Origin of the sequence: Cupriavidus sp. 30B13, from assembly GCF_049059565.2 — a bacterium.
Taxonomy (GTDB): domain Bacteria; phylum Pseudomonadota; class Gammaproteobacteria; order Burkholderiales; family Burkholderiaceae; genus Cupriavidus.
On the sequence record NZ_CP188223.1, the window covers coordinates 145,086 to 168,931 of the forward strand.

The window sequence follows — 23,846 nt, forward strand, 5'->3', positions numbered from 1 at the left end:
CAGTCTTCCGCCGGCACATCGCTTCACAAGCGCAGCACCGGGTACGCGCCATTTCGACGGAACTCCATGTTGCGGCCATGTTCGCTGCTGTACGACGGCAAACGCCACTTGTTGCCGGCCGTTCGGCGCAACCGGCCGTCCGGCTTACGCGTCCCTGCCCCGCCCCCGATGTCTGCCTCCGCTTCCGCCGCCGCCACGCCCGCCCTGAGTCACCAGGACATCATGCGCGTGATCGGCGGCATCATCCTGTGCATCCTGCTTGCCTCGCTCGACCAGACCGTGGTCATCCCCGCGGTGCCGGCCATCGCCAACGACCTGAACGGCTTCGGGCGCCTGTCGTGGATCGTCACGGCCTACCTGATCACCTCCACGGTTTCCACGCCGCTGTACGGCAAGCTGTCCGACAGCTACGGCCGGCGGCGGCTGCTGATGCTGGCCATCGGGCTGTTCATCCTGGCTTCGGTGGCCTGCGCGATGGCGGCGTCGCTGGAGCAGCTGATCCTGTTCCGCGCCTTGCAGGGCATCGGCGGCGGCGGGCTGATGTCGCTCGCGCAGGCGGCCATCGCCGACGTGGTGGCGCCGCGCCAGCGCGGGCGCTACCAGGGCTACCTCGCCACGGTGTGGGCGGTGGCGTCGATCGCCGGCCCGCTGGTGGGCGGCTGGACCTCGGACCACCTGTCGTGGCGCTGGCTGTTCTGGATCAACGTGCCGCTCGGCATGCTGGCCATGTTCATGTGCCACCGCGGCCTGAGCCAGCTGCAGGTGCGCGGCGGCCCGGCGCGCGTGGACTGGGGCGGCGCGCTGCTGCTGACGGTGTCGATCGTGGCCTTCCTGCTCGGGATGAGCTGGGGCGGCGACGTCTATGACTGGCTGTCGCCGCAGATCGCCGGGCTGGCGCTGCTGGCCGCGGCGGCGCTGGCCGGGCTGGTCTGGCAGGAGCGCCGCGCGGCGGATCCGATGCTGGCGCCGCGCCTGTTCGGCAACCGCGCCTATGTGCTGGGCGTGGCGGCTTCCGCCATGGCGGCGCTCAATATCTTCCTGTGCATCTTCGCGCTGCCGCTGCATTTCCAGCTGGTGCGCGGCGCCGGCGCGGCGCAGTCGGGCCTGCTGGTGGTGCCGTTCCTGCTGTCCACGGTGGCCGGCAACTTCGTGGTGGCGGGGCTGGCGCCGCGCCTGGGCCGCATGCGCGGCATCCTGACCGGCGGTTTCATCACCGCGGCGCTGGGCCTGCTGGGGCTGGTGGCGGTGTCGCCCGGCACGCCGGTGGCGCTGGAGCTGCTGGCCATGACGGTGGCCGGCGTGGGCCTGGGCATGACCATGGTCGGCACGCTGGTGAGCGTGCAGAACGTGCTCGAGCGCCGCGATACCGGCGCCGGCACCGGCGCGCTGCTGGTGGTGCGCTCGCTGGGCAGCGCTTTCGGCGGCGCGCTGGCGGGCACCCTGCTGACGCTGGCGTTCCACAATGCGCTGCATGCCTCGGGCCTGACGCAGGCGCTGGACCTGGGCGTGCTGCGGCATGGCAGCGAGGCGCTGGCCCGGCTTTCGCCGGCGGTGCGCGACACGCTGACCGGCGGCGTGGAGACCGGTTTCCGGCTGATCTTCGCGGTGGGCGCGCTGGCCGCCCTGCTGGCGCTGGCGATCGTGCGGCGCATGCCGGACGTGGAGCTGCGCAGCAGCGTGACCGAGCATGGCGCCGCGCTGGCGATGGACTGACGCGGCGCCGGCGCATCCGTTGCCGCGCGGCGGCGTAAACTACGCTCACCCTGACCCCGGAGTGTTTTCCATGCGCCGTCTTGCCGCCCCGCGCCCGCGCGCGCTGCTTTCCGCCGTACCGGCTGCCGTACCGACCGCCGCGCTGGCCGCCGCGCTGGCGCTGGCCGCGGCCGCCGCCGTCGTGGTGCCGCGCCCGGCGCGCGCCGCCGACGCGCCCGCGCCCGCCGCCCAGCCCGCGGGCGCCTGCCCGGCCGCGCTCGACTTCCGCTTCCCGCGCCTGCAGGACGAGGCGCCGCAGAACCTGTGCCAGTACGCCGGCAAGGTGGTGCTGGTGGTCAACACCGCCAGCTACTGCGGTTTTACCCCGCAGTACGAAGGGCTCGAAGCGCTCTACGCCAAGTATCGCGAGCGCGGCCTGGTGGTGCTGGGCTTCCCGTCCAACGACTTCTCGCAGGAGCCGGGCTCGTCCACGGAGATCGCGGACTTCTGCTACAACACCTACGGCGTCAAGTTCCCGATGCTGGGCAAGTCGCACGTGCGCGGCAGCGAGGCCAATCCCATGTACGCGCTGCTGGCCAGGGAGTCCGGCACCGCGCCGAAGTGGAATTTCTACAAGTATCTGATCGACCGCAACGGCCAGGTGGCGGGCAGCTTCAACAGCGCGACCAAGCCGGACGACAAGCAGTTCGTCGGCAAGATCGAGCAGTTGCTGAACGCCACGCGCTAACCGGGCCGGCGGCGCCCCATCGCGGCGTGCGCCAGCAGGTTGAGCACGGCAAAGCCGATGGCGGCCAGGCACACCGCCTGCCAGCCGCCCGCGGCCCACGCGGCGCCGGCGGCCAGCGCCCCGGCCGCGCCGCCGACGAAGAAGATGCCGACGAACAGGCCGTTGAGGCGCCCGCGCGCGGCGGCGTCCAGCAGGTTGATCTCGCGCCGGCCGAAGGTCTGGTCGGCGGTCACGCCCGCGTCCAGCACCATCGCGGCCACCACCAGCAGGCCGATCGCCGCGGCGCGGTGCGCCTGCGCGTCGAAGCCGAACCAGCCGCCGCCGGCCGCGCCCGCCAGCAGCAGCGCGGCCAGCACCGCCAGTTGCGCGGCGCCGGTGCCGGCGTGGCCATGCCCGCGGTCGCCCAGGCGGCCGGCCAGCGGCGCCGCCACCGCGCCCGCCGCGCCGGCCAGCGCGAACAGCGCCAGGCCGTGGCTGCCCAGCGCGAACGGCGGCTGCGCCAGCCGCAGCGCCACCGCCGTCCAGAACGCGCTGAAGGCCCCCATCGACAGCGCCGCCGTGAGCGCGTGCCGGCGCAGCACGGGCTGGCCGCGCAGCAGGTGCCACATCGAGGCGATCAGGCCGGCGTAGCGGTGCCCGCTGGCCGGCGCGCGGCGCGGCAGGCAGCGCAGCAGCACCGCCGCCAGCAGCGCGTCCAGCCCGGCCAGCACGGCATAGCAGGCGCGCCAGCCGCCGGCGCCGGCCAGCAGGCTGGCCAGCGGGCGCGACAGCAGGATGCCCAGCATCAGTCCGCTCATCACATTGCCGACCGCGCGCCCGCGCCGGGACTCGGGCGCCATCAGCGCGGCCAGCGGCACCAGCATCTGGATGGCGCAGGAGGCCGCGCCGGCCGCGGCCACCGCCACGAAGAACACCGCGCCCGACCACGCCGCCGCCGCCAGCGCCAGCATGGCCGCGCACAGCAGCAGCGTGCCGGCCACCAGGCGGCGGTTCTCGAGCAGGTCGGCCAGCGGCACCAGCAGCATCAGGCCGGCGGCGTAGCCGAGCTGCGGCAGCATCGCCACCAGCCCGCGCCAGGCGGGCGGCAGGCCGAGCGAGGCGCTGACCGGCCCGGTCAGCGGCTGGGCGGCGAACAGGTTGAGCACGATCACGCCGACCGCGGCGGCGAGGAACAGCGTGAGGCGCCCGGTCAGCTCGGGCAGGGCCGCCGCGGCCGGCTGGGCAACGGGTGTTTCGGCGAGGGCGGGACAGGACATGGCTTCTCCGGCAAGAGGGCCCGCGCCGGCGCGGCGCGCCAGGTTGGCATGCGCCGGCCGGCAGGCCCGGGCTGGCAATGTTAGGATTCGGCCATCCATGCGGCAATTGAAATATAGGGATAATCTTTATGCGGTTTTGTTTGGATATCCCGGATCGCGTCCCGGATCGTCTCCCCCGTCGCGCCCCATCTTGCCTGCCGCCCTGCCCGCCACGGCGCACCCACGGAACCCGCCATGAACACGCGTGACATCGAAGCCTTCATCGCCGTCGTCGAAGCCGGCTCGATGGTGCGGGCCGCCAGCCGCCTGCACCTGACCCAGCCGGGGCTGACGCGCCGCGTGCAGAGCCTGGAGGCGCTCATCGGCGTGGCCCTGCTGGACCGGCAGGCCAAGCCGCTGCGGCCGACCGCCGCCGGGCACGAGGTCTACGAGCTGGGCAAGCGCGTGCTGCTGGCCACCGACGACCTGATGTCGCGCGCGGCGCGCGGCGCCGAGGTGGTGGGCGAGCTGCGCCTGGGCATGCCGCCGTTCCTGTCCGACATGGCGCTCGACCTGCCCATCGACCGCCTGCGCGAGCAGTTCCCGCGGCTGACGGTGCGGGTCACGGCGGGCTGGTCGCCGGGCCTGCTGGAGCAGGTGGAAAGCGCGCGCCTGGACGCGGTCGCCGCGCTGCTGCCCGATGGCGTGGCGCCGCCCGCGCATCTGACCGCGCGCGAGCTGGGCCGCTACACCACGCAGGTGGTGGCCGCGCGCGGCATGCGCGTGCCGGCGGCGGGCCTGAGCCTGCGCGAGCTGTCCGGGCATGCCTGGGTGCTCAACCAGGACGGCTGCGGCATGCGCTCGGTGCTGCGCCGCGCGCTGGACGCGGCGCACCTGCCGTTCAACGTGGCGGTGGAGGCGTTCGGCGCGGAGCTGCAGTTGTCGCTGGTGGCGCGCGGCATCGGCATCGGCGTGGTGACGCCCGAGGTGCTGGCGCGCAGCGCGCACCGCGATGCCGTGCAGGTGCTCGACGTGCGCGGCTTCCAGGCCGGCCTGACCGCCTGGCTGCTGCACGCGCCGCTGCCGCGCCGGCTGGGCGCGCCGCTGGCGCTGCTGTTCGACGCGCTGCGCGCGGAGATCGCGACGGCGCAGGCGGGCGGGTCCGGTGCCCGGGCGCCGGACGCCATGCGTGCCGCGGCAGCGCAGCCGGCGCCCGATTCCACCGCTCCTTGACCGGCGTCAAGCCGCCGCCGCGCCACCGTCGCTACTTTCGCCGCTTTGGGGAGAGACAAGAGCGATGGCCATCACGCTGTACGACGCCGGCGGGCACACCTGCCTGATGTTTTCCGACCTGGTCGAGGAAGAGCATGGCGAGGTGGTGCAGACCAACCAGTTCCTGGTGGTCGACCATGGCCACGGCGCGCTGATCGACCCCGGCGGCCAGATGACCTACGGCGAGCTGTACCTCGCCATCGGCCGCTACTTCCCGCCCAAGCAGCTCGACTACGTGCTTGCCTCGCACGCCGACCCGGACATCGTCGCCTCGGTCGGGCGCTGGCTTTCCGCCTCGGACAGCCGCATCGCGATCTCGCGCGTGTGGGCGCGCTTCCTGCCGCATTTCTGCCAGGCCGGCAGGACCGAGGGGCGCATCCTCGCCATCCCCGATGCCGGCATGCCGATCGCGCTCGGCCACAGCGCGCTGCTGGCGGTGCCGGCGCACTTCCTGCACTCGGAGGGCAACTTCCAGTTCTACGATCCGGTCAGCAAGATCCTGTTCTCGGGCGACCTCGGCGCGGCCATGACCAGCGCGCGCGAGGCCGGCGAGACGGTGCGCGACTTCGACGCGCACACGCGCGCCATGCTGCCCTTCCACCAGCGCTACATGAGCGGCAACCGCGCGTGCCGGCTATGGGCCAACATGGCGCGCGGGCTCGACATCGAATGGATCGTGCCGCAGCACGGGCCGTCGTTCCGCGGCAAGGCGATGGTGGCGCAGTTCATCGACTGGGTGGCCACGCTGGCCTGCGGGCTGGACCTGCTGAGCCAGGACGACTACCGGCTGCCGCCCTTGTAGCTGCCCTTGTAGCCGTCCTTGTAGCCGCCCTTGCCCGCGGCGCCGGCCCGACGCCGGCGCGGCCACCCCGGCCGCGCCCCGCCGGGCTCAGTCGCGCGCCAGCCCTTCGGCCACCAGCGCCTCGTGCACGCGGGGCCGCGCCGCCACGCGCGACAGGTAGGCCTGCAGCGCGGGGTACGGGTTCAGCGGCATGTGCAGGACGTTGGCCCAGTTGACGATGGCGAAGCAGTACGCGTCGGCCACGCCGAACTGCCCGCCGGCCAGGTACTCGCGCGTGGCGAGGTGGCGGTCGAGCTCGGCGAAGCGCAGCGCCACCTTGGCCTGGCACGCCGCGCGCGTGCTTTCGGCGGTTTCCTTGTGCCACAGCCACGGGCTGAACACCTTGTGCAGCTCGGTGGAGACCAGCGTGAGCCAGCCAACGGCTTCCAGCCGCGCCACCGTGCCGGCCGGCGGCAGCAGCGCGGCGGCGGGCGCGAGGTCCGCCACGTACTGCAGCAGCGAGGCGGCCTCGGTATGGCGCGAGCCGTCGTCGAGCTGCAGCATCGGCACGTAGCCGCGCGGGCTGACCGCGTAGAAATCGGTGCTGCCGTTCTCGGCCTCGGCCAGCGTGTGCGTGGCGAGGTCGACCCTGGCCAGCGTGAACGGCAGGCCCGCTTCGCGCAGCGCGATATGGACGGCGAGAGAGCAGGCACCGGGCGTGTGGTAGAGCTTCATCGGGATGTTTCCTCCGGGAGGGTTCGGGGTTTGCCGCCACCGCTTGTGACGGGCGTGCAGGCAGTCTAGGATTGCGGATATGCAATCGCAATGCGCGCGGCTGCAAGTAATCAATGCGGATTTGCAATGCCCTATCAGCTCACTTCCCCGGATCTCGACATCGTGCTGGCGCTGGTGCGCGGCTCGACCCTGGCCGAGGCCGGGCGGCGGCTCGGGCTCGACGCCTCCACCGTGTTCCGCGCCCTGCAGCGCATCGAGAAAGGCCTGGGCCGGCGCCTGTTCGAGCGCAGCCGCGCCGGCTATCTCGCCACCGAGCTGGCGCAGCAGTTCGCGCAGCACGCCGAGCGCATCGAGGCCGAGCTGGAAGCGGCGCGCGCGCAGGCGTCGGTGAGCGCGGGCACGGTCACGGGGCTGGTGCGCATCACCACCACCGACACCGTGCTGCACGGCATGGTGCTGCCGGCGCTGGCCCCGCTCGGGCGCGCCCATCCCGGCCTGAGCTTCGAGCTGACCGCCACCAACGAGCTGGCCAGCCTGACCCGGCGCGATGCGGACATCGCCGTGCGCGCCACGCGGCAGCCGCCCGACCACCTGATCGGCCGGCGGCTCGGCCCGCTGCGCGTGGCGGTGTTCGCTTCGCGCGAACTGCTCGCCGCGGCCGGCGTGGCCCCGCCGCGCGGCGGCGGCGCGGCGCTGGCGGCATTGGCCGCCCTGCCCTGGAGCGCGCCCGACGACGCCATGCCCGACCACCCCTCGGTGCGCTGGCGCCGCAAGCACCTGCCGCGCGTGTCGCCGCAGTACCGCGTCAACAGCATCGCCGGCGTGGTGGAGGCTATCGAAGGGGGACTCGGCATCGGCATCATCTCGCTGATGATCGGGCGCCGCAGCGGCCGGCTGGTGCAGCTCACCGGCCCGCTCGACGAATGCGACACCGACCTGTGGCTGCTGACCCATCCCGAGTCGCGCCACCTGCGCCGCATCGCCACCGTGGTCGGCCATCTCGCCGAGCACGTGCGGCTCGACGAGTAGGCGGGCCGCGGCCAATGCGGATATGCTGCGCCGGTGGGCCGGGCCGGATAGCCAGGGATCCGCCGGCCGTTCCGCCACTAAAGGCCAAGCAAAGGAGAAACGATGAAACTGGTACGTGTTGGCAAACCGGGCGCCGAGCGCCCGGGACTGATCGATGCCGAGGGGCGCGTGCGCGACCTGTCCGGCGCGGTCGACGGCCTCGGGCCGCAGCAACTGTCGGCCGAGGCGCTGGCGAAGCTGGCCGCGCTGGACCCGGCCACGCTGCCGGTGGTGCAGGGCGAGCGCTTCGGCGTGCCCTGGACCGGCATCGGCAAGATCGTGGCGATCGGCCTGAACTACGCCGACCATGCCGCCGAGGCCGGCATGCCGCTGCCGGCCGAGCCCATCGTCTTCCTCAAGGCGAACAGCTCGCTCAACGGCCCCGACGACGCGGTGATGCTGCCGCGCGGCTCCGTGAAGACCGACTGGGAGGTGGAGCTGGGCGTGGTGATCGGCAAGACCGCGCGCGACGTCTCGCGCGAGGAGGCGCTCTCGCACGTGGCCGGCTACTGCGTGGTCAACGATGTCTCCGAGCGCGAGTTCCAGATCGAGCGCGGCGGCACCTGGGACAAGGGCAAGGGCTGCGACACCTTCTGCCCGGTCGGCCCGTGGCTGGTCACGCGCGACGAAGTGGCCGACCCGCAGGCGCTCGGCCTTTGGCTGGAGGTGAACGGCGAGCGCGTGCAGAAGGGCAGCACCGCCACCATGGTGTTCGACGTGGCCACGCTGGTGAGCTACGTCAGCCGCTTCATGACGCTGCACCCGGGCGACCTGATCTGCACCGGCACGCCGCCGGGCGTGGGCATGGGCTTCAAGCCGCCGCGCTACCTCAAGGCCGGCGACCGCATGCGGCTCGGCATCGACGGGCTGGGCGAGCAGGCGCAGTCGGTGGTGGCGTACGCCAGGGGCTGAGCAGCGGCGCGCAGCACGGAAAAGGGCGGCCGCGATGGCCGCCTTTTTCATGGCGAGGGCGCTTGTACCGCCGGCGGCACCCGCGCTTGCGGGCCCCCGGCGGGGAAAACCGCCGGGCCTGTGATTGCCGCCGCGGGCCGCGAGTTCCCGCTGTGATCCCCGGGCGTGCGAACCGTCCCCCGTTCGCAACACTTGGCGGCCGATTTCGCTACAAAGGGTTAAACCGTTTGCGCTCCGCAGCCAGCGTGAAATACTGTTTTCAATACGTCTCGAAAACGAGCCCGCCATGTCAGAACATGCCCCCGAACTGATGGAGTCACTGCTCGCCGACTCCGATCCCGCTTCCCCCTCCGCGTCTCCCGGTTCTCACGGTTCTCACGGTTCTTCCTCCGACTCCCGCTCCGGCCGTTTCTGCGAACTCGCCGACACCGCCGACAGCCGCGCGGAACTCGAAGCCATCCGCCACAGCATTCACCAGCACCCGGAACTCGCCTTCGACGAAGTGCGCACCGCCGAGCTGGTCGCCAGCCAGCTCGAAGGCTGGGGCTACGAGGTCACGCGCCATGTCGGCGGCACCGGCGTGGTCGGGCGCCTGCGCCAGGGCGACAGCCCGCGCACGATCGGCGTGCGCGCCGACATGGACGCGCTGCCGATCCACGAGCGCACGGGCCTGCCTTACGCCAGCCTCAACGCCGGCAAGATGCACGCGTGCGGGCACGACGGCCACACCACCGTGCTGCTCGGCGCGGCGCGCCAGCTCGCGCGCACGCGCAACTTCAACGGCACCGTGCACCTGATCTTCCAGCCCGCCGAGGAAATCGGCGCGGGCGGCGGCGCCGAGCGCATGCTGGCCGACGGCCTGTTCGAGCGTTTTCCGTGCGATGCGATCTTCGGCCTGCACAACCATCCCGGCGTGGAGTCCGGCACCTTCATGTTCCGCACCGGGCCGTTCATGGCCGCGTGCGATACGGTGTCCATCACCATCCGCGGCAAGGGCGGCCACGCCGCGCGCCCGCACCAGTCGATCGACCCGATCCTGGTGGCCGGCAGCCTGGTGATGGCGCTGCAGAGCATCGTCTCGCGCAACGTCGATCCCAACGAGACCGCGGTGGTCACCATCGGCACGCTGCACGCCGGCCACGCGCCCAACGTGATCCCGGAAAGCGCCAAGCTCGAGCTGAGCGTGCGCTCGTTCAACCCGGACGTGCGCCGCACGCTGGAAGCGCGCATCACGCGGCTGGTGACCTCGCATGTGGAGGGCTACGGCGCCACCGTGGAGATCGACTACATCCGCGGCTACCCGGTGCTGGTCAACAGCGAGCGCGAGACCGAGTTCGCGCGGCAGGTGGCCGAGGAACTGGTCGGCCCGGACAAGGTGGTCGGGCATTTCCCGCTGATCGCCGGCAGCGAGGACTTCGCCTACTTCCTGCAGCGGCGCCCGGGCTGCTTCGTGCGGATGGGCAACGGCACCGGCCAGCCGCTGCTGCACAACGCCGGCTACGACTTCAACGACGAGAACCTGACGATCGGCGCGGCGTACTGGACGCGGCTGGTGGAGCGCTATCTGGCGTGAAGGCTGGCGCCGCCGGCCGCGGCGCGATTCGGCCGGCGCGATTCGGCGGCGCGGTTTTGTGCGAATTTCGCTATTAACGGCCGTACTTACATCAGCACGATCCGGGCCCGGCACCTGCGCCGCCGTGCCGCCGTGCCGCACCGCGCCGCGCCGCGCCGCGCCGCTTTCGCGGCCATGCCGTGCCCGTCGGCCCCGGGTTCCCCGAAGCTATCTGAAGAAGCTGCTCGGCGGCACGCCGAACTGCTTGCGGAACATCGTCGAGAAGGCGCTCGGGCTGTCGTAGCCGAGGTCCAGTGCCACGTCCACCACCTTGGCCCCCGCGGCCAGTCCTTCCAGCGCCGCCAGCAGCCTGGCCTGCTGGCGCCACTGCCCGAACGTCATGCCGGTCTCGCGCGCGAACCTGCGCTGGATGGTCCTGGGGTCCATGCCGAGCCGCGCGCCCCACTGCGCCAGCGTGAGCGCCGTATCGGGCGCGCCGACGATGGCCTCGCAGATCTGGCGCAGGCCGGCGTCGGCCGGGCGCGGCAGGTGCAGGGGCAGGGTGGGCACCAGCATCACTTCGTCCAGCAGCAGCCGCATCAGGCGCCCGTCGCGCGAGTCCGCGGCGTAGGGGATGGGAATGTCGATGGCGGCCAGGATCAGCTCGCGCAGCAGGGGGCTGATGCCCAGCACCGTGCAGCGCGTGGGCAGGTCGGCGGTGGCGTCGGGCCGGATGTAGGCGGTGCGCATGCGCACGTGGCCGACCATGCGGATCCAGTGCACGGTGCCGCCCGGCATCCACATCCCGCGCGTGGGCGGCACGATCCACTGGCCCTCGGCGGTGGCGACCACCATCACGCCGTGCACGGCGTGGACCAGTTGCGCGTGCGGGTGCTGGTGGGGCTTGGTGACGTGGCCGGGCAGGTAGTCGGCCGCCATCGCGGTGACGGGCATGGGGCCGCGGTCGTAGCGCAGGTAGGCCGGCGCGGCGCTGTAGGTGTCGGCGCGGTCCTCGGCATGGGCGGGAAGGTAGGGGGGGAGATGGGACGGATCGAGGGGATCGAGGGGATCGGGGGCAGCGGGCGGCGCCACGGCGGGCGGCGTATCCGGTGCGCCACCCGCGCGCGCGCGGGTGGCGGAAGGGCGGCTGCGCCGGGCGGCGGCGGCAGGGGCGGCAGCATTGGCGGGACGCGGCATGTCCGTTTCTCCAAGGTTCTGGCCCTATTCTCGCAGGACAGACGCAATCGCGCCAATTAGCATGGCCGCTAGATTCCCAATCTGTTTTTTCTCTCCAGCCCCCGACTCCATCATGAGCAGCCGTATCGATACCGCGCCAGGTGGCGCGACCGCCTCGCCGCAGGGCCAGGCGCAGCCTTCCCACAGCACGCAGTCCGCCGAGCGGACCGGTTTCCGCGTGCTGTCGGCGATCAGTTTTTCGCATTTCCTCAACGACATGATCCAGTCGCTGATCCTGGCCATCTACCCGATGCTCAAGGGCGGCTTCAACCTCAGCTTTACGCAGATCGGCCTGCTGACGCTGACGTACCAGATCACGGCGTCATTGCTGCAGCCGCTGGTGGGCCTGTACACCGACAAGCATCCCAAGCCGAAGTCGCTGCCGATCGGCATGGGCTTCACGCTGTGCGGCCTGCTGCTGCTGTCGGTGGCGCCGACCTACGGCGTGCTGCTGGTGGCCGCCGCGCTGGTGGGCACCGGTTCGTCGATCTTCCATCCGGAGTCGTCGCGCGTGGCGCGCATGGCCTCGGGCGGCCAGCATGGCCTGGCGCAGTCGATCTTCCAGGTCGGCGGCAACGCCGGCAGCGCGGCGGGCCCGCTGCTGGCCGCGGCGATCGTGCACCGGCAGGGCAACCTCGCGTGGTTCTCGGTGGCGGCGCTGCTGGCCATCGCCGTGCTGTGGCAGATCGGCGGCTGGTACGGCCGCGAGCTGGCCCACGCCGCGCGCAAGCGCAAGGCGGCCGCCGCGGTCTCGCCGCTGCCGCGCAGCACCGTGGTGCGCGCCATGGTCGTGCTGATGCTGCTGGTGTTCTCCAAGTACTTCTACATGGCGAGCCTGAACACCTACTACACCTTCTACCTGATGGAGCGCTTCGGCCTGGAGCGCCAGAGCTCGCAGATCTACCTGTTCGCCTTCCTGTTCGCGGTGGCGGCCGGCACCATCCTGGGCGGCCCGATCGGCGACCGCATCGGCCGCAAGCGCGTGATCTGGGCGTCGATCCTCGGCGTGGCGCCGTTTACGCTGATGCTGCCGCACGCCAACCTGTTCTGGACCGGCGTGCTGTCGTTCATCATCGGCTTCATCCTGGCCTCGGCGTTCTCGGCCATCCTGGTGTTCGCGCAGGAGCTGATCCCCGGCAAGGTGGGCATGGTGTCCGGCCTGTTCTTCGGCTTCGCCTTCGGCATGGGCGGCATCGGCGCCGCGGTGCTGGGCACGCTGGCCGACGCGCACGGCATCGAGGCGGTCTACCGGCTATGCGCTTTCCTGCCGCTGCTGGGCCTGCTGGCGGTATTCCTGCCTGACCTGGGCGGGCGCAAGAAGGCGGCCTGACGGACCGCTTCCCGGCCCGGCTTCCCGCCGGGGCCGGGCCGCGCTTCGGCGCCGCGCGCCTGCCGCCGCACAAAGCGGGCTTCACTCCGCGCGCGCGCCTTCCTACACTGGCATGACCATGCCAGCGAAGCCATCCCCCGACGCCGTCCCCGTTCCGGCCGTGCTCGACGCCAGCCACGCCGCGCTGTTGCGCCGGCGGGTGTCCGTCAACGCCGCCACGCGCGACGCGGCCGGCGTGCCGCACCTGATGCGCGCGGTGGGTTACCGCGTGGACGCCGATTTCCGCTGCGTGACGCTGTTCCTGAACCGCGCGCAGTCGCGCCAGTTGCTGGCGGACATTGAAGACAATGGCGCCATCGCCGTGGTCTTCAGCGAGCCCACCACCCACCACACGCTGCAGCTCAAGGGTTTCGACGCGCGCGCCGTGCCGCTGCGGCCGGACGATCCCGCGCGCGTGGCGGCCTACCGCGAGACGCTGGCCGACGAAATCGCGGTGCTGGGGTTCGAGCGCGCGCTGGTGTACGCCCTGCTGGCCTGCACCGGGGACAGCCTGGCGGCGGTGGCCTTCACGCCGTCGCTGGCGTTCCGGCAGACCCCCGGCGTGCATGCCGGGCAGGCGCTTGGCGGGGAGGCGCCATGAGCGCGCCGCGCGCCGCGGCCGCGCTCACCGCCGCCGACATCCGCGATTGCCTGGAGGGCGTGATTCCCGGCGTGATGGCGACCTGCGCGCCCGACGGCACGCCCAACGTAGCCTACCTCTCGCAGGTGCAGTTCGTCGATGCCGGCCACGTGGCGCTGTCTTTCCAGTTCTTCAACAAGACGCGCGAGAACGTGCTGGCCAACCCGCAGTGCACGGTGCTGCTGATCCACCCGGAAAGCGGCGCCCTGTACCGGCTCTCGCTGCGCTACCTGCGCACCGAGACCGGCGGGCCGCTGTTCGAGAACATGAAGGCCAAGCTGGCCGGCATCGCCTCGCACTCCGGCATGAGCGACGTGTTCGTGCTGCGCGGCGCCGACATCTATCGGGTGGAGGCCATCGAGGCCGTGTCGGACGGCATCGCGGCGCCGCCGCCGCGCGCCCGGCGCCACCTGCTGCCCGCGCTGCGCGCCAGCGCCGCGCGCCTGGCGGCCTGCACGGAGATGGGGCAGCTGTTCGATGCGGCGATGGACTGCCTGGGCGGCGAGTTCGGCATCGATCACGCCATGCTGCTGATGCGCGACGAATCCGCCGCGCGGCTCTACACCGTGGCCAGCCACGGTTATGCGGCGTCCGGCGTCGGCTCGGAGATCGCCGTGGGGCAGGGCGTGATCGGCGTGGCGGCGCGCGAGCGGACCCCGATCCGCATCGCCCACATGACCTCGGACCGCAGCTATGGCCGCGCCATGCGCGACAGCGTGGCGGCCAGCGGCTGGTCGGACCGGCTCGACACCGAGATCCCGCTGCCGGGCCTGCCCGCGCCGGGCAGCCAGCTCGCGGTGCCGGTGTGCGCCGGCGGCACGCTGCTGGGCGTGCTGTTCGCGGAGAGCGAGCGCGAGCTGCGCTTCTCCTATGACGACGAGGACGCGCTGGCCGCGCTGGCGTCCCAGCTCGGCCAGGCCATGCGCGCGCTGCAGGCCTGCGCCGACGCCGACGTGGCCGAGCCGGCGGCGGCGGCGCCGGCCCCCGGCCCCGCCGCCGGCGCCGTGCCGGTGAGCGTGCGCTACTACGAGGCCGACGGCAGCGTCTTCCTCGACCAGGACTACCTGATCAAGGGCGTGGCCGGCGCCATCTTCTGGAAGCTGGTGGGCGAGCACGCGCAGGACGGGCGCAGCGCCTTCAGCAACCGCGAGCTGCGCCTGGACCCCGCGCTCGGCCTGCCCGACATCAGCGACAACCTGGAGGCGCGGCTGGTGCTGCTGGCGCGGCGGCTGGTGGAGCGCGCCGCCTGCGTGCGCATCGAGAAGACCGGGCGCGGCCGCTTCGCGCTGCGGGTGGCGCGGCCGCTGCGGCTCGAGCGCATCGGCTAGCCCCGCGGCCGCGGCCATGGCTCAGGCCGCCACGCTTGCCAGCCCCGGCCCCGCCGGCAGGCCCAGCGCGCGCGCCAGCTTCATCCATTCCGGCACCGGCAGCACCGCGCGGCACATCTCGAGCATGCCCGCGAAGGCTTCCGGGGCATGGTCGCGCATGCCGGACAGCATCAGCGCGCGCTCGGCGGGCGTGACGTTGGGCAGCATCCAGCGCGCCATCATGCCGATGGTCTCCGGCGGCAGCGACGCCACGATGCGGTTCTCCACCCCGGCCAGCCCGGCGTCGTCGCAGGCGGCCCACAGCACGGCGTTGTGCTCGGTTTCCTCCACGTTCATGTGCACGAAGTTCTCCGCCACGAACAGCGACAGCTTGCGGTACAGGTCGCGCGCATAGGCGGCGCGCGCGGCGTGCGGCAGCGCCTGCAGGATGTCGGCCATGGCGCCCAGCGCGGCGATATGGGTCACGTGTTCCGCGTGCTCGTGCTCCACGCGGCGGGCCGAGCCCGGCATGCCGGCTTCCATCGCCGGGTGCACGAAGCGGTCTTCCGTATGCAGGTGATGCTCGCAGGCCGACAGCAGCTCGCGCAGCTGGTCGAGCGTGGCGCGCAGCTCGGTGTCGTCGTCGGTGTCGGCGCGGCCCACGCGCAGCAGCGTGTCGGCCATGAAGGCGCGCAGCGCCTTGTGGATGCGTGCGTAGATATCGAAGCGCGGCGCCGTCGCGGCGCCGTGGAGGTTGCCCTGGACTTCCATGATGAATCGTTCCCCTGTGTGGTGGCCAAGCGGCCGTCTGTGGCCCGGCGCGGGGCCGCCGGGTGTCGGCGGCGGCGCAGGCATCGCGGGACAGCGAGTGGTCGCCGCGTGAGAGCCAGTCTAGGAAGGGGAGGACAGGGCGGTTCGTAAATCTTGGTTCAGGAAACCTTAACTGTTTCTTAAACGGGAGTGATGCCGGCGGCGCACCGCCCGCCGCCGGCATCTCCGGAGCCGGGCTTACTTGCCGGCCTTGTCCTGCGACACGTCCATGATCATGCGCGTGAGCAGGTACAGGCGCGGCGTGACCGAGTTGAGGTCCACGTACTCGGCGTCGTTCGAGTGCGCGCCGAAGCCGCGCAGGCCGAAGCGCTCGATCACCGGTGCCTTGGTCGCCGCGGCGGCGAAGGCCGCATCGGTGCCGCCGCCTTCGGCGGTGTCATAGACCAGCAGCTTCTCGCCGATCTCGCCGTACACGCCTTGCGCGTGCGCGGCCAGCTTGCGCGCCGCGTCGGTGACTTCGAGCGGCGGGCGGCGGCGCTCGAACTTCACCTCGACGCGGGTATCGGGGATCAGCTGCTTCTTCACGCGTTCCTGCAGCGTGTGTTCCAGGCCGTCGTAGTCGGCGGTGCGCAGCACGCGCACGTCCGCCTGCGCGGTGGCGATGGCGGGGATCACGTTGCGGTTGGTGCCGGCCGACGAGACCGTCCAGTTCACCTTGAGGCCGGTGTCCGGGTTGGACAGGTCGCGCATCTGCAGGATCTGGTGCGAGAGCTCGTACAGCGCGTTGCGGCCCTGCTCGGGCGAGCTGCCGGCGTGCGAGGACTTGCCGTGCACGGTCAGCGAGATCGCGCCGATGCCGCTGGTGGCCAGCGACAGGCGGTCGCCGGTCACGCGCGTGGCCTCGCACGAGAACACCGCGTCCTGCTGGCTGCCCATCCTGGTGAGCATGGCGCGCGCGCCCGGCGAGCTGATTTCCTCGTCGCCGTTGATCAGCACGGTGAGGGTGCCGTAGTCCTTGAAGCCCATCTTCTGCAGGATCGCCACGGTGTGCAGGATCACCGCCACGCCGTTCTTGTCGTCGGCGATGCCCAGGCCATAGGCGCGCTCGCCGTCCACGCGGAACGGCTGCTGCGCCAGCATGCCGCGCAGGTAGACCGTGTCCATGTGGCCGATCAGCATGATGTTGCGCTTGCCGGTGCCCTTGAACTGGGCCATCACCATCTTGCCCACGTCCTTGGGCGTGTCTTCCATGCGGTAGACGTCGGTGGGCGCGATCAGCTGCGCGTCGCCGCCGAACGCGGCCAGGCGGTCGCGGATCAGCGCGGCGATGCGGTCCAGGCCTTCGATGTCCTTGCTGCCGGACTCGATCGAGACCAGGTCCTTGAGGGTGGCGATCAGCGCGGGCTTTTCCTGCTGCGACAACTGGTAGGCCGGCTCGACCGGCGCGGCCTGCGCGGCGCCGGCGCAGAGCAGGGCGGCCAGCATCAGGGACGGACGCAACGACGGACGCAGCGAAAGCCGGGCCGGCGGGCGGCGCGAGGACGCGCCCGGGCGCGGGCGAAGGGACAGGGGCATGCGGATGGTCTCCGGAGTGAGGGGGATGAAAAGCGAAAAGGGTAACAGCGTGGACGCCATCGCGGGCAGCATCGCAGACAAAAGGCAAAGCCGGTTGCAGGCTTCGTGCCAGGTCTGGCCGCGCCGCGGTCCCGTGCCGCGCCGGCGCGCCAAAGCGGCGCGGGAAAGTGGCTCGCGGAGGCGGCTCGCGGCGGCGGCGGAGGGGGGCGAACGAGCGGAAATGAAAGCCGCCCCGTTTTTGCGGCATCATGGCGGCATGACGTCCGTTGCGCCTCCCCCCCGTTCCAAGCCCGCGCCAGCCATCCGCGCTGCCTGCGGGCATTGCCTCGCGCTGGCCGCCGATGCGCGCCGGCGCGAGCCGCACGAGCGCCTGGCGCTCAAGCACACCGCGCCGCTGGTGAGCCAGAGCGCGGCCGGCGTGCCGTTCAGCATGCTGACCTTCACCTGCCGCGAATGCGGCACGGTGTGGCGGCTGTACGACCGCGCCAACGAACTGTTCGTGTCGTGGGTGCCGGAATGCGCGCTGGAACCCGGTCCCGCCGCGCGCGGAGACGCGCCGGCGATCGGCTAGAATCGGTGCTTCGCTTCCCATCTTCCCCGCTGTCCTCCCGCCACCGCCAATGTCCGCTTCCCGCCGAATTTTCCTGCTGGCCGCCGCCGTGTCCGCCGCCGTGGCGAGCCTGTCCGCTCCCGCCAGCGCCGCCGATGCCTATCCCTCGCGCCCGATCCGCCTGATCGTGGCGTATCCCACCGGCGGCATCAGCGATGCCGTGGCGCGCGCGCTCGGCGAGCGCCTGTCGGCGCAGATGGGCGGCTCGGTGGTGGTGGAGAACAAGGCCGGCGCCGGCGGCAGCATCGGCATCGACGCGGTGGCCAAGGCCGCGCCGGACGGCTACACGCTGGGCTTTGCCTCGACCAGCCCGCTGACCCTCAACCCGCACGTGGGCCACGTCAACTACGACCCGCAGCGCGACATCGCGCCGGTGATGAGCGTGATGTATTCGCCGGTGCTGCTGGTCGCCACCCCGAGCTTCGCCGGCAAGTCGTTCCAGGACCTGCTGGCGCAGGCCAAGGCCCGGCCCGGCTCGGTGCGCTGGGCCACCTCGGGCCTCGGCACGGTCGGCCACGTCATGCTGGAACAGGTCAAGTCCAAGGCGCAGGCCGACATGACCCTGATTCCTTACAAGGGCGCCGGCCAGCAGATGAACGACGCGCTCGGCGGCCAGTTCGAGGTGATGAGCACCAACGCCAGCCCCATGCTGACCCAGCACATGCAGGCCGGCCGCCTGCGCGCGCTGGCGGTGGGCGCGCCCCGGCGCATCGCCTCGATGGCTAGCGTGCCGACGCTGGCCGAACTCGGCTACCCCAAGGCCAACCTGACCTCGACCTTCGGCATCTTCGCGCCGGCGCACACGCCGCCGGCCATCATCGCCCGGCTGAACACCGAACTGAACAAGGCCCTGGCCGAGCCCGAGGTGCGCGAGCGCCTGCTCAAGGGCGGCGAGGTGCCCACCGGCGGCACCGCCGCGCAGTTCGCCGCGGCGATCCGCGCCGAGTACGACGACAACGCGCGCATCGTCAAGGAGGCCGGCATCAAGGCCGACTGAGCGCATCCGCCGGCGCCGGCGCGACCAGCTCGAGCCGGCACCCGGTCCCGTACACCGACGCCAGCCGCACGCCGTTGCGCGGCTGCAGCGCCAGCTTGGCGCGCAGGCGCGACAGGTGGCTGTCCAGCGTGCGCGAGCCGCGCGGCATCGCGCGCCGCCACACCGCCTGCTCGATGGCCTGGCGCAGCAACAGTTGCCCGGCGTGGCGGAACAGCAGCACCGCGAGCTCGAACTCCTTGGGCGACAGCCTGACCTGGATGCCGCCGACGAACGCGCGCCGCTCGTCCAGCGCGAAGCGGTAGGGGCCGAGCTCGAGCCGGCCCGGCGCCGCCGCCGGCAGGCGCCGCAGCAGCGCCTGCACGCGCGCCGCCAGCTCCGCGCCGCGCACCGGCGCGGGCACCACGGCATCGGCGCCCAGCGCGATGCATTCGGCGACGAGCCCGTCGCCGCCGCGCCCGCCCAGCACCATCACCGGCAGCGCCGCGCCCAGCGCGCGCCGTATCCACAGCAGCACGTCGCGCGCGGAAATGCCGGGGACCTCCCACGCCATCAGCAGCATTGCCCACGGCTCGCTGCGCAGCGCCTGCATCAGCGCGCCGCCTTCGCGAAAGCGCGCGGTGTCGTGCCCGCCGAGCGCGAGCGCCTGCTCCAGGCGCAGGGCCCGGGCCGGGTCGTCCTCCAGGATGGCGATCCTGGGGACGCTGCTGGCGATCCTGGGGATGCTGGCGACTCGCATGCGGCTTCTCCTGGCGCGGCAGGTGCGCCGCTCCGCCATGGTGGCGCGGCCGCCGCCGCGACGGAATGCGAAAACTCTCACGTGCCGGCCCGCCGCGCGGGCTTCTAATGAAGCCAGCCCCGCACATCGTCGGGCAGTTCCCCGGGGTGCCCGCCGCCCCGATCAACGCGAGACCGGCCAACTATGGGAATGAAGATCGCTTCACTGGAAGACCACCCCGCCGAGGCCGCCCTGATCCGGCGGATCCTGGGCGAGGCAGGGCACGACTGCATGACCTTCGGGCGCAGCCGCGAGATGCTGCTGCGCCTGCGCGAGGAAAACTTCGACCTGCTGCTGCTCGACTGGCACCTGCCCGACCTGTCCGGCAAGGAAGTGCTGACCTGGGTGCGGGCCAACCTCGACCGCCGCGTGCCGGTGATGTTCGTGACCGGCCGCAGCGCCGAGGAAGACATCGTCGACGGCCTCGCCACCGGCGCCGACGACTACATGCTCAAGCCGGTGCGGCGCGGCGAGCTGCTGGCGCGCACCGCATCGCTGCTGCGGCGCGCCTATCCGGAGCCCGGCAGCGGCTGCGCGCGCGTGGCGCTGGCCGGCTACGTGTTCGATTGCGCCGCGCGCACGGTGGTGCGCGGCGCCACGCCGCTCAGGCTCACGCCGAAGGAGTTCGACCTGGCCGTGCTGCTGTTCCGCAACGAGGGCCGCATCGTGTCGCGCGACCATATCGTGGCGGCGGTGTGGGGGCGCGAGATCTCGCCGCTGTCGCGCACCATCGATACGCATATGTCGCGCGTGCGCAGCAAGCTGGGCCTGGCGCCGGAGCACGGGCTGCGGCTGCTGCCGGTCTATACGCACGGCTACCGGCTCGAGCTGGTGCCGGCCACGGCGTGGGGGCGGCGCGAGGCCGGGTGAGGAAAGCAAGAAAGCCCCCGAAGGGGCTTTCTCGCGCGCTGCGACCTGAAGCGTCCCCGCGCCGGGCGGGGACGTGCCCGTGAAGGCAATCAGGCAATCAGCCAATCAAGCCGGGAACGATCAGAAAATGTGGCGGATGCCCACGGCTGCGCCGGTCTGGTTGTTCCTGCCCGGCAGTTCGGTCTTCGTGCCGCCGGTCAGCTTGTTGTAGTCCACGGTGCCGTAGACCTGGGTGCGCTTGGACAGCGAGTACTCGGCCAGCAGGACGCCGGTGTAGCGGTTGCCGGAGTTGTTGGCGACGCCGTTCGCGTCCTTGACGTGATCGCCGTAGAACACGCCGGTCAGCGCCAGCGCCGGGGTCAGCTGATAGGTCAGGCCCAGGTAGCCGATGATGTCCTTGCGCGGGTTGGCCGTGAAGTCGCCTGCCGGCACCGGGTTGGCGGTGCCCGCGGCCAGCGCGTCGCCGTTCAGGCTGGCGTCGACCGAACCGGTACGGTCCTTGCCGCCGACATAACCGACGAACACCTTGGCCGCGCCGATGCTGTACTTACCGGCAGCGCCCCACATTTGCTGCTTGTTGCCGTTGGCGTCACGGGTTTCCTGGAACACGGCGCCGACGCCGAACGGACCGAACGTGTACGCGGCGCGGGTGCCCCAGTATTGCGACGAGGTGAAGCTGCCTGCCTTCTCGCCGAAACCGTAGCTGGCGCCGACGTTCAGGCCGCCGAACTTGCCGTCGTAGCTGACCACGTTGTTGTTGCGGAAGTTGGTCAGGAAGAACGGCCAGGCGTTGCCCGTGTAGTTGCCGATGGTCAGCGGATCGTAGTCGCCGAAGAAGGTGAAGCCTTCGGTGTACTGGCGGCCCAGCTTGATGGTGCCGAAATCACCGGTCAGGCCCACATAGGCTTGACGACCGAACAGGCTGTTGTTCTGGTTGGCGCGGCCGGTATCCGGATCGAAGCCGTTTTCCAGCTGGAAGATCGCCTTCAGGTTGTTGCCCAGGGCTTCTGCGCCCTTGATGCCCCAGCGGCTGTTGGTGATGGCACCGTTGGTCAGCTGGAACTGGTTGTCGTTGGCACCGTTCGAGTTGCTGGTGTAACGGATGCTCTGGTCGACGATACCGTACAGGGTAACGGACGACTGAGCGTAGGCGCTGCCGGCCAGCAGCGTGCCAATTGCGAGGGTCAGGGCTGATTTCTTCATAGTGCTCCTTTTCTGTTCTGTCGTGTCCGCCGCCGGATCGCGGCAGCGGACGAGTCTACGTTTCGTGTAAACGCCGCGAAAATTTAACAAAACAGAAAAGATTAGGACACTAATGCGCGCTGTCGACTGCCTCTAAGCCGGTAAATGGTGCACAAACCGTTGTGACGCCGCGACAAATCGACATAATGGTGCAGCGCGAAATGACACTGGTGCAGCCTGTCTACCCCGCCACGGGAGGGCTTTCCGCGGCTGTCCCGATTCCAGCGTTCACTGAAAAGCCGGGGCCGCCGGAAGGCGCCCGAACAAGGCGCGCGCGCGTGGCGCCCGAAGAAGGCGTGCGCCGCCAGGAACGAAGCGTGGCAAGGCGGCCCGCCTTGCGGCATTCGTCACGGCGCAGCGGGTGGCTTATCGGCGGATCCGGCCGGCTAGCCTGGGATTCCGGGCACCGGCTAACCCTGCGGGATCTCGATCTTGACCTCCAGCACTTCCAGGTTGTCCTGGCGCTCGAGGCTCACGCGCAGGTCCTGGTCGCTGATTTTCACGTATTTGGAAATGACCGCGACCAATTCACGCTGCAGGGCGGGCAGATAATCGGCCGGCGCGGAATGGCCGGTGCGTTCGTGGGCGAGAATGATCTGGAGCCGCTCCTTGGCGACGGAGGCGGATTTCTTTTTCTCGCCGAGCAGGAAGGACAGAATCGACATGATGGCAGACCCTCCTTATTACTTGTTGCCGAAGATGCGAGAGAGCAGCCCCGGCTTCTGGTAATCGGTGAAACGCATCGGCTTGTCCTTGCCCAGAAAGCGGTCGACCACGTCGCCATAGGCGTCGGCCACGTCGCTGCCTTCCAGGTGGATCGCCGGCGTGCCCTGGTTGGACGCATGCAGCACCGCCTCGGACTCCGGCACCACGCCGATGAGCTTGATGCGCAGGATTTCCTGGATGTCGGTCAGCGACAGCATTTCGCCGCCATGCACGCGCTTGGGGTTGTAGCGCGTGATCAGCAGGTGTTCCTTGATCGGCTCGCCGCCTTCGCTGGCGCGCTTGGTCTTGGACGCCAGGATGCCCAGGATGCGGTCGGAGTCGCGCACCGAGGACACTTCCGGGTTGGTCACGACCAGCGCCTCGTCGGCGAAATACATGGCCAGCAGCGCGCCCGACTCGATGCCCGCGGGCGAGTCGCAGACGATGAACTCGAAGCCCATGTCCACCAGGCCATTGATGACCTTCTCCACGCCTTCCTTGGTCAGCGCGTCCTTGTCGCGCGTCTGCGAGGCCGGCAGGATGAACAGGTTCTCGCACTTCTTGTCCTTGATCAGGGCCTGGTTCAGGTTGGCCTCGCCCTGCACCACGTTGACCAGGTCGTACACCACGCGGCGCTCGCAACCCATGATCAGGTCGAGGTTGCGCAGGCCGACGTCGAAGTCGATCACGGCAGTCTTGTGGCCACGCAGGGCCAGGCCGGCGGAGAAGCTGGCGCTGGTGGTGGTCTTGCCTACGCCTCCCTTGCCGGAGGTCACAACGATGATTTTTGCCATGGCTCTTGGATCCAGTAATGGTTGAAGCTTGCGCTGCTGTGGTCTGTGCTCTGCGGCGGTGTCGGTTACTTCATCCGGAGCGGTTCGAGGATCAGTTTTTCCCCGTCCAGTCGTACCTGGGCGGGCTTGCCCAGCACGTCGGCGGGCAGGGACAGTTCGCCGGTGCGGTAGATGCCGGCGATGGAAAGCAGTTCGGGTTCCAGGCAGGTGCAGAAGATGCGCGCCTGGGCGTCGCCCTTGACCCCCGCCAGCGCGCGGCCGCGCAGCGGGGCATAGACATGGATGTTGCCCTCGGCGATGACCTCGGCGCCGTAGCTGACCAGGTCCAGGATCACCACGTCGCCGGCGGCGTAGACCTGCTGGCCGGAGCGCAGCGGCTTGTCGATCAGCATGGTCGGCACGCTGCGCGCGGCGGCGTCCGCCACCGTGGCGGCGACCGCCTCGGCCGTGGCCTGCGCCGGTTCGGGCGGGGTTTGCGCCGGTGCCGCGGCCGCTGCCTCGGCCGGCGCGCCCTCTTCGCGGCCGCCGCGCCGGCTGTGGCTGTCCAGCAGCGGCAGGCCGAAGGACGCCGCCCAGTCGCGCTGGGCCTCGCGCGCCACCACGCCGATGGCGCGGGCCTTGAGCTGGGCCAGGGTCTCGATCACCGTATCCAGGGCGATCCGCCCGTCGCCCTCCAGGCGGCGCAGATCCAGGGCGACGACATCGTTGGAAAAGAAATCGGGAGTCGATTCGAAGCGGGACAGAAGGTCGTCCCGCAGCGCTGCCATGTCGGCGGACTTGAGCGCGAGGAGGAGGGCGTCGACGTTGCCACTGCGCAGCTCGAAGCGTGGCGATTTCTTCTGGGACATAGTCGGTGACCGTGGAAATGGGACATTCTAACGTCAGCTGGAGGCAGAACTGTAACAAATACCCCGGCAAATCTTTCCAGTGCCGGATGGGGCGCGCCCCGCCGCGCCGCCG

Annotated in this window: 23 protein-coding genes; 13 read left to right on the plus strand and 10 right to left on the minus strand. The window is 71.1% G+C overall.

Annotated features, from left to right (window positions below):
* Positions 1 to 222 precede the first annotated feature (222 nt).
* Together ACKI2N_RS00605 and ACKI2N_RS00610 are read left to right on the plus strand one after the other, a co-directional pair.
* Complete coding sequence (locus tag ACKI2N_RS00605; RefSeq protein WP_420995259.1) at positions 223 to 1,713, plus strand: MDR family MFS transporter; 1,491 nt, start codon at positions 223 to 225, stop codon at positions 1,711 to 1,713.
* A 70-nt stretch (positions 1,714 to 1,783) separates the two neighbouring features.
* Positions 1,784 to 2,440 (plus strand): glutathione peroxidase, encoded by a 657-nt coding sequence (locus ACKI2N_RS00610; RefSeq protein ID WP_420995229.1) that lies wholly within the window; start codon positions 1,784 to 1,786, stop codon positions 2,438 to 2,440.
* Here ACKI2N_RS00610 and ACKI2N_RS00615 read toward each other — a convergent pair.
* Positions 2,437 to 3,696 carry an MFS transporter gene (locus ACKI2N_RS00615; protein ID WP_420995230.1) on the minus strand — a complete coding sequence of 420 codons (1,260 nt, stop codon included), beginning with the start codon at positions 3,694 to 3,696 and terminating at the stop codon, positions 2,437 to 2,439. The genes ACKI2N_RS00610 and ACKI2N_RS00615 overlap by 4 nt on opposite strands.
* 234 nt (positions 3,697 to 3,930) lie before the next feature.
* Here ACKI2N_RS00615 and ACKI2N_RS00620 point away from each other — a divergent pair, with 234 nt between their 5' ends.
* Together ACKI2N_RS00620 and ACKI2N_RS00625 are read left to right on the plus strand one after the other, a co-directional pair.
* A complete protein-coding gene (locus tag ACKI2N_RS00620; RefSeq protein ID WP_420995231.1) occupies positions 3,931 to 4,908 on the plus strand; it encodes a LysR family transcriptional regulator in 978 nt (325 codons plus the stop codon).
* Between the two features lie 64 nt (positions 4,909 to 4,972).
* Entirely contained in the window at positions 4,973 to 5,749 is a 777-nt protein-coding gene (locus tag ACKI2N_RS00625; RefSeq protein ID WP_420995232.1) for an MBL fold metallo-hydrolase, read from the plus strand.
* Between the two features lie 87 nt (positions 5,750 to 5,836).
* Here ACKI2N_RS00625 and gstA read toward each other — a convergent pair whose 3' ends face one another.
* Positions 5,837 to 6,463 (minus strand): glutathione transferase GstA, encoded by a 627-nt coding sequence (gstA, locus tag ACKI2N_RS00630; protein ID WP_420995233.1) that lies wholly within the window; start codon positions 6,461 to 6,463, stop codon positions 5,837 to 5,839.
* A gap of 126 nt (positions 6,464 to 6,589) precedes the next feature.
* On the opposite strand from gstA, the gene ACKI2N_RS00635 reads away from it, so the two are divergent.
* From ACKI2N_RS00635 to ACKI2N_RS00645, 3 genes are all read left to right on the plus strand, one after another.
* Positions 6,590 to 7,492, plus strand: a complete 903-nt coding sequence (locus ACKI2N_RS00635; protein WP_420995234.1) for a LysR family transcriptional regulator — start codon at positions 6,590 to 6,592, stop codon at positions 7,490 to 7,492.
* 102 nt (positions 7,493 to 7,594) lie between these two features.
* A complete protein-coding gene (locus ACKI2N_RS00640) occupies positions 7,595 to 8,443 on the plus strand; it encodes a fumarylacetoacetate hydrolase family protein (protein ID WP_420995235.1) in 849 nt (282 codons plus the stop codon).
* 286 nt (positions 8,444 to 8,729) lie between these two features.
* Positions 8,730 to 10,016 carry a M20 aminoacylase family protein gene (locus tag ACKI2N_RS00645; RefSeq protein WP_420995236.1) on the plus strand — a complete coding sequence of 429 codons (1,287 nt, stop codon included), beginning with the start codon at positions 8,730 to 8,732 and terminating at the stop codon, positions 10,014 to 10,016.
* A gap of 207 nt (positions 10,017 to 10,223) precedes the next feature.
* Here ACKI2N_RS00645 and ACKI2N_RS00650 read toward each other — a convergent pair whose 3' ends face one another.
* A complete protein-coding gene (locus ACKI2N_RS00650) occupies positions 10,224 to 11,192 on the minus strand; it encodes an AraC family transcriptional regulator (RefSeq protein WP_420995237.1) in 969 nt (322 codons plus the stop codon).
* Between the two features lie 112 nt (positions 11,193 to 11,304).
* Between ACKI2N_RS00650 and ACKI2N_RS00655 the strand changes: the two genes are divergently transcribed.
* The 3 genes from ACKI2N_RS00655 (at position 11,305) to ACKI2N_RS00665 (ending at position 14,568) form a co-directional block, all read left to right on the plus strand.
* Positions 11,305 to 12,561, plus strand: coding sequence for an MFS transporter (locus tag ACKI2N_RS00655; protein WP_420995238.1), 1,257 nt, complete (start codon positions 11,305 to 11,307; stop codon positions 12,559 to 12,561).
* Between the two features lie 118 nt (positions 12,562 to 12,679).
* Entirely contained in the window at positions 12,680 to 13,201 is a 522-nt protein-coding gene (locus ACKI2N_RS00660; protein ID WP_420995239.1) for a pyridoxamine 5'-phosphate oxidase family protein, read from the plus strand.
* Positions 13,198 to 14,568, plus strand: a complete 1,371-nt coding sequence (locus ACKI2N_RS00665) for a GAF domain-containing protein (RefSeq protein ID WP_426990225.1) — start codon at positions 13,198 to 13,200, stop codon at positions 14,566 to 14,568. The genes ACKI2N_RS00660 and ACKI2N_RS00665 overlap by 4 nt, the downstream gene beginning before the upstream one ends.
* Before the next feature lie 21 nt (positions 14,569 to 14,589).
* Here the strand turns inward: ACKI2N_RS00665 and ACKI2N_RS00670 are convergent, their stop codons facing one another.
* A complete protein-coding gene (locus tag ACKI2N_RS00670) occupies positions 14,590 to 15,318 on the minus strand; it encodes a hemerythrin domain-containing protein (protein ID WP_420995241.1) in 729 nt (242 codons plus the stop codon).
* A gap of 237 nt (positions 15,319 to 15,555) precedes the next feature.
* Positions 15,556 to 16,803, minus strand: coding sequence for a M20/M25/M40 family metallo-hydrolase (locus ACKI2N_RS00675; RefSeq protein WP_420995260.1), 1,248 nt, complete (start codon positions 16,801 to 16,803; stop codon positions 15,556 to 15,558).
* Positions 16,804 to 17,149: 346 nt separating this feature from the next.
* On the opposite strand from ACKI2N_RS00675, the gene ACKI2N_RS00680 reads away from it, so the two are divergent.
* Positions 17,150 to 17,464, plus strand: coding sequence for a hypothetical protein (locus ACKI2N_RS00680; protein ID WP_420995261.1), 315 nt, complete (start codon positions 17,150 to 17,152; stop codon positions 17,462 to 17,464).
* A gap of 49 nt (positions 17,465 to 17,513) precedes the next feature.
* On the plus strand, positions 17,514 to 18,500 hold the full coding sequence (locus tag ACKI2N_RS00685) for a Bug family tripartite tricarboxylate transporter substrate binding protein (protein ID WP_420995242.1): 987 nt from the start codon (positions 17,514 to 17,516) through the stop codon (positions 18,498 to 18,500).
* Here ACKI2N_RS00685 and ACKI2N_RS00690 read toward each other — a convergent pair.
* Complete coding sequence (locus ACKI2N_RS00690; protein WP_420995243.1) at positions 18,487 to 19,236, minus strand: response regulator transcription factor; 750 nt, start codon at positions 19,234 to 19,236, stop codon at positions 18,487 to 18,489. The two genes, ACKI2N_RS00685 and ACKI2N_RS00690, sit on opposite strands and share 14 nt — an antisense overlap.
* Positions 19,237 to 19,425: 189 nt before the next feature.
* Between ACKI2N_RS00690 and ACKI2N_RS00695 the strand changes: the two genes are divergently transcribed.
* Positions 19,426 to 20,145: a response regulator transcription factor gene (locus tag ACKI2N_RS00695; RefSeq protein ID WP_420995244.1), complete on the plus strand. Its 720-nt coding sequence runs from the start codon at positions 19,426 to 19,428 to the stop codon at positions 20,143 to 20,145.
* A 120-nt stretch (positions 20,146 to 20,265) separates the two neighbouring features.
* Here ACKI2N_RS00695 and ACKI2N_RS00700 read toward each other — a convergent pair whose 3' ends face one another.
* From ACKI2N_RS00700 to minC, 4 genes are all read right to left on the minus strand, one after another.
* Positions 20,266 to 21,348 (minus strand): porin, encoded by a 1,083-nt coding sequence (locus ACKI2N_RS00700; RefSeq protein WP_420995245.1) that lies wholly within the window; start codon positions 21,346 to 21,348, stop codon positions 20,266 to 20,268.
* A gap of 449 nt (positions 21,349 to 21,797) precedes the next feature.
* Positions 21,798 to 22,052, minus strand: a complete 255-nt coding sequence (minE, locus tag ACKI2N_RS00705; RefSeq protein ID WP_006164360.1) for a cell division topological specificity factor MinE — start codon at positions 22,050 to 22,052, stop codon at positions 21,798 to 21,800.
* Between the two features lie 18 nt (positions 22,053 to 22,070).
* Entirely contained in the window at positions 22,071 to 22,886 is an 816-nt protein-coding gene (gene minD, locus ACKI2N_RS00710; protein ID WP_420995246.1) for a septum site-determining protein MinD, read from the minus strand.
* Between the two features lie 65 nt (positions 22,887 to 22,951).
* On the minus strand, positions 22,952 to 23,734 hold the full coding sequence (minC, locus tag ACKI2N_RS00715; protein ID WP_420995247.1) for a septum site-determining protein MinC: 783 nt from the start codon (positions 23,732 to 23,734) through the stop codon (positions 22,952 to 22,954).
* Positions 23,735 to 23,846 lie beyond the last annotated feature (112 nt).